The sequence below is a fragment of the Vibrio sp. RE86 genome, assembly GCF_013114545.1.
Classification (GTDB): Bacteria; Pseudomonadota; Gammaproteobacteria; order Enterobacterales; family Vibrionaceae; genus Vibrio.
Genome location: NZ_VTXI01000048.1, coordinates 1 through 5700 on the forward strand (window position 1 = coordinate 1; position 5700 = coordinate 5700).

6 protein-coding genes are annotated in these 5700 nt (G+C 40.1%); all 6 read right to left on the reverse strand.

Annotated features, from left to right (window positions below; translation table 11 throughout):
* Positions 1 to 172 precede the first annotated feature (172 nt).
* The 6 genes from F0231_RS20575 to F0231_RS20605 all read right to left on the reverse strand — a co-directional run bounded on the left by F0231_RS20575 (position 173) and on the right by F0231_RS20605 (position 5412).
* On the reverse strand, positions 173 to 586 hold the full coding sequence (locus tag F0231_RS20575) for a GFA family protein (RefSeq protein ID WP_171761543.1): 414 nt from the start codon (positions 584 to 586) through the stop codon (positions 173 to 175).
* Positions 587 to 767: 181 nt separating this feature from the next.
* A complete protein-coding gene (locus tag F0231_RS20580) occupies positions 768 to 1979 on the reverse strand; it encodes a DUF3644 domain-containing protein (RefSeq protein WP_171761544.1) in 1212 nt (403 codons plus the stop codon).
* A gap of 167 nt (positions 1980 to 2146) precedes the next feature.
* A complete protein-coding gene (locus tag F0231_RS20590) occupies positions 2147 to 2743 on the reverse strand; it encodes a hypothetical protein (protein ID WP_171761545.1) in 597 nt (198 codons plus the stop codon).
* Between the two features lie 573 nt (positions 2744 to 3316).
* Positions 3317 to 3679 carry a hypothetical protein gene (locus F0231_RS20595; RefSeq protein WP_171761546.1) on the reverse strand — a complete coding sequence of 121 codons (363 nt, stop codon included), beginning with the start codon at positions 3677 to 3679 and terminating at the stop codon, positions 3317 to 3319.
* Between the two features lie 647 nt (positions 3680 to 4326).
* Positions 4327 to 4725, reverse strand: coding sequence for a GFA family protein (locus F0231_RS20600; RefSeq protein ID WP_171761547.1), 399 nt, complete (start codon positions 4723 to 4725; stop codon positions 4327 to 4329).
* 246 nt (positions 4726 to 4971) lie between these two features.
* Positions 4972 to 5412 carry a hypothetical protein gene (locus F0231_RS20605; protein ID WP_171761548.1) on the reverse strand — a complete coding sequence of 147 codons (441 nt, stop codon included), beginning with the start codon at positions 5410 to 5412 and terminating at the stop codon, positions 4972 to 4974.
* Positions 5413 to 5700: the final 288 nt, after the last annotated feature.

Sequence of the window (5700 nt, forward strand, 5' to 3'; positions counted from 1 at the left end):
CTACTAGGGACGAACGGCTAGAGGGACAAAGAACTAGAGCCTAAGACATTTAAGCCATTGAAATACAAGTAAACATAACGCCGCATTAAGGTGTGAGCAACGCTTGGCTATACTTGAGCGAAGCGAAACCGCCAAGCGTTGTGAATCACTCTTAAATGCTTTGTTAGGTGTGTTATCCCTTGTTCGATGGGAACGTTTCAAACACTGGTATATCTGTTGGTAACACTGCCCACTTTGGTGCTGATGCCGTGAAGATTGCCATTGTAGGTGCTAAATGTTCATCGGTATCAAATGAGGGACCATTGATAGTGAAGAACTTGCCAATAGTGATATCTGCACAGACAGTCACACCACACTCAGGGCAATAGTGGTTATGTACATCTGCTCCAGAGCTACCTTTGCGTGTATATGTCTTCGTTTCAGAGCCTGTGAACCTAAAATTGTCATGTGAATACCACACACCAAACCATTTATCACCGCCCGTTCTCTTTTGACAGTCAGAGCAATAGCAGAACATTTGATTCATTGGTTCACCCGATACTTCGTAGCGGACTTTCCCACATTGACAGCCACCTGTTTTAGTCATGATTACCTCATTTATGAATATTCAGCTTACTAAGTAAGGATACTACCAGAACAAAAAACTTAAAGAACTACGTACAGTTTAAATGAAAACACCTAACGCCGCATTAAGGTGTGAGCGGCGCTTGGCTATACTTGAGCGAAGCGAAACTGCCAAGCGTTGCGAATCACTCTTAAATGCTTTGTTAACAAGCATTTTTCCGATTTTTATAGCAAACTAAAGCCGTCGGTAACCAACCTTTTTGCTCTTTAATATTTTTCACTACCCATGCTACAAATGACTCGGAGTAACGATGAATGTCCGTAAAGTTATGGTGTGGCGAGTTATTATTTTGTTTAACTTTATGCTTAAAGCAAATTGCTTGAAAAGAGTGTCGATTTACCTCTTTACTCCCCAACTCTGAATTAATTTTATCGATCGCTTCGTTAGTTGTGTGAGGGTGTGTCGTATTCAAGTCTTTAGCTTGTGTAATGATCACCGCCTGCTGTCCATTATCACCGACACTAAGAGTAAGGTCTGCGTTGCTAGGGTTCTTAGTCAGAGCAAGTTTGTAGTCTATTGAAATAGAATATTTATCAGAGTCAATTTCTTTTGAGTTACTCTCGAACTGCTTAAGAAAACTTGTGACTTCTGAAGCCGTAATATCTCCATAGCACTCTTTAATAACTCCGATTTCAGGCTCTGGACCGTCTAAGACAAGACTTAGCATCCCTACACTTTGACCAGCTAAAGGCGAGTTACCCATTTGATTACGATAACGCTCTTGGTAATTCAGTACATTAGCTTGAAATAGGCGTGATAACTGAGGTTGAAGTTCAGGAATAAGCAAGTGGGTTGCTTGGTCTCGTAGCTGAATTAGAGTTTCGATATTCAGTTTTACGGGGTCATTATTTTGCAATCGCAGCGGTAATGCATCACTGATAGAAATACTTTTCCCATTTTTGTAGAACACTTTTTCAGAACCCAAGGCGTCTAATATTTCAGCCTTTAGGAACAGCTCCCAAGAATTAACCATCATAATAGTGAATGCTTCGACGCGATTACTCAGGCTTGGACGATTGTACATCTCAAGAGCAAGGGTAAATGCATCAAGGCTACGCTTAATTAGCTTTTGATACATTTTCTCTTCTGGGGTCAGCTTTCGAGAAGAAGTACTCTGCGACATAAGACGGATAAAGTCATCATTGGACACTTGAGTCAGCCCCTCGGACACCCAACCACCATGATCCGATTTGAATACATATGTCCCTTTTAGCTTCTCACTAATGTACTTACCTACACTCTTATGACTGTAACCTGTCGCATCAGCAGCATCCTGATAGGTAAAGCTTTTCGACTTGCTTTCTTGTTCACGAAAGAAATCTAACAACAGTATTCTTTTATCTTGTCTAACCATTTACTCGATTTTTCCTGATGCTTGTTAACGCCCTGTTAAGGTGTGAGCAACGCAATGCCGAAGGCGCCGCATACCACCTTAACCACTAAAACCAACGCATAGTAAAAATGCCACGCGTTGCGAATCACTCTTAAACAGTTTGTTATACGCGTTTCCCTAGTGGTTGCCTAACTACTTTTTACACCGTCCAAATCAATAACCTTCCCACGTTTATTTACGAAAGAAAGCTGATAGCCGTTGTTTGTTCTGCGCATCATACAGGGACTGTTTACATCAATTTCAAGGTTATTAAATTCCTGCCTTGTGATGCCAGAAATAGCTATGACTAAGCCTGATTCACCAAAAAAGCCTGATATTTTTACACGAGATGTAATATGAAATTTCTCGATCAGTTTGATGATAAATGGATTGAACTTATTGGCTTCAAACTTTCCTACTCGGTTCCTGTTAGGGAAGTTTTTCGATGGAATTATATTTACCTTTAGAGTGCTATTATCTGTGCAAGGGTGCTTCTCCCAAGGTTTACCCAATGAATCAAAAAACACTCTCCCACCATTCGGGGATTGATAAAAAAACACCGATGCTCCACAGACCGGGCAGTAAGCACTAGGATTTACATAGCTCACAAACACTTTGCTTTGCTCGGTAATACTACCAACACTTCTGTCTACGGTCTTATTTCGTTGATTATCTACACCACTCATGCCTCTGAATTTACAGCACCAACCGCAAGTACAATCAGGGTAATGATTATGTCCACTCATTTATCTTTACCTATCCTTATAAGTTAGCGGCATTATCAACTTTTAAACTTAGCGTATGAGCTAAGAAGAACAGAACTATGTCAGCTGAACTGAAACACCGCATAGCGTATAACGCCGCGTTAAGTAGTGAGCAGCGCGACCACCAAACGAAACCTCTGCGCCATAAAACACTATAGCCGATTCGAAGTGAAACCGCCGAGCGTTGCGAATCTGCCTTAAACGCTTTGTTAGGCAAGATTTCTGTGTGCTCACTAACTTGATTTGATACAGAATACCTTACTAATGAGGCAACCCATAGAATTTGGCATGTTTTACGGGTGGAGTGATTCAAGAATTGGAGCCGACAATGCTGAATTGCCGACTTAGAAAAGCGGATAGCCAAAGGAAACAAAGAAGAAAAGAAATGAGAAACTCACCATACCTTGCCTAACGCCCAATTAAGGTGTGAGCCACGCTACAACTACGCTAAAATTGAACGCCGTAAACACTGAACTTGACCCAAACCAAAAATGCCAAGCGTGGGGAATCACTCTTAAATTGTTTGTTAGGGCGATACTCACAACGCTTGGAGGACTATACCAAACCGATCACAGCAACGCCCAAAGCCATAACCGTAGCGAATAACCCTAGCAGGTTTCGCAGATGAGTTTGATGAATGTGATTCCAGCCACTATCCGTAAGGCGGTAAATATTAGATGTAGTGGTGAAAGGGTCTGAAGGGATTGTCAGATCTTCATTAAGCTTTCCTGATGCTACATTTGCCTCTAACACTTCAACCCACCCTCGCATAAGGCAAGTTTGTAAATGCGCCTCGTTCTTTTCTGTTAAAGGAAGAGCTTTTTCGATTACCCAAACATTGCCTGGTTGCAGGACCAAAGCAACTCTTTGTTTAGATAATGCTACTAGCATCTTATGTATTTCACGTTCTTTCTTCATCACAGCAACCACACAATACGTAACTATCTGCAATATAACATATTTTGTAGCTTTATTGAGCCTATAGCCCTAACGCCCAATTAAGTAGTGAGCAACGCTACCACCTACCTAGACCATTGTGCCGTAAACACTAAAGCCAATTCAAACCCAAAATGCCGAGCGTTGCGAATCTGCTTAAATTGTTTGTTAGTTGCCTACCCAAAGACTTTACTTTGAAATTCATTGAAACTTTGCAAGCACTGCCTTTACGTAGTTTGGAAAAACCAAGTCAGGCGCAGTTTCAAAGCGACTGCCACTGAAACCACTTGGAATTCACGGCGCCGTAGAAAACGGACTTTAAACACCAAAGAACACCTTTAGAAAGACTAACCAACAGAGCAGACTTTCAGCGAGCGGTTTAGCTTCTGAAACAGAGAGTCCAACTAAGCACCAAACTAAGCACTATTTAAACGAACCCTATGAGCAAGAAAATGAAGTGCGAAAACTAGCAAAACACACACTGACATTAGCCCTAAACTTGCTGATTTAGTTAATTTTTCTTCTTTGGTAACTAACGCCGCATTAAGGTGTGAGCAGCGCTTGGCTATACTTGAGCGAAGCGAAACTGCCAAGCGTTGCGAATCACTCTTAAATGCTTTGTTATAAAGCTAGTCGAACTCTTCCTGTTGAGGCAAACCATCTGTGATTTCATACCAAGGAGCCTTGCTTCCAACATAAACATGTCTCGTAGCTTTTACCTGAGGATCATCGTCTAGAGTACCTAAAGGAAACCCCAAAGTTTCTGGGTAAGCATCAAACTTAGTGTACAGGCTTGAACCACACTCAGAACAAAAGCCTTTATGTTCACCCTCAGATGATTCATAAAACTTGATGTACTCAGCGCCTTGTAGTGTCTCCCAGTCTTGAGTTGCTACCTTTGCACGAGTTCTAAACGCTGAAGCATGTAGCTTTCGGCACATAGAGCAGTGACAATTTAGTACATCAGACAACTGCCCAGAGATACGATATTTAACACGTTCACACAGACAACTTCCATTTAAAGCCATAATATTATCCTTGTTTTGATATGCATCTAGGATACAAACAATTCAAAAACTAACGTTCAAGAAAAGGATAATGATTTTTCGGAGTGTGTCTCAGTAACGTTTTACATTGATGCGTTATAACGCCGCATTAAGGTGTGAGCAACGCTACCATGAAACTTAACCAGACCACCGTAAACACAAACCCAACGATGGAATGAAAAATGCCAAGCGTTGGGAATCACTCTTAAATGCTTTGTTATGTGCGTATTATTTAACTACTAATATTATTTCTTTAACACCACTTTGTAACTGTTCTTTAATTACTTCATAAATAACGTTTTCATCCATTGGTACCAAATTATAGTGACTAGATGATTTTCTCAAGTAAATATCATCTAATTCTGTAATCAAGTACATTCTTACAAGGTAGTCTCCAGCGTAAATTTCAGTGTCGTAACTTTCACCTTTTCGATTGGTTGATTCAAGAATTATATTGTCAGTTTCTTTATCAACCTTTATATCGGGATTATCGCCAACTAATTTAGAGTAAACATTCTTCCCAACATCACGCAAAATATTTTTCTTGACATCATGCATGTCATCTTTCTTTTTTCCTTTGCGCTTTTTATTTTTTCTTTTGTAACTTTTTTCATCGTCACTAAAATGCCCCGGAGTTGCCCATCCGTTGCCTACGATCATATTTAACATAAGAAAACTCTTTTACTTTTAAAATAATATATTTCAGACATTATAATGTTTTAGATAGTAAAATGGTTAGCAAACTCATAATTATGACTAGAAGATCAAAAAACAAAATCCCCCACCGCAAAGACAACAACAAAATAAACACAAAATCACAACAACTTAATTACAAGATGGCAGCAAGGGCACATAACGCCCAATTAAGTAGTGAACAACGCTACCACTTAACTAAAACATTGTGCCATAAAACACTAAACTTAACCTAGAATGCAGATCGACAAGCGTTGTGAATCT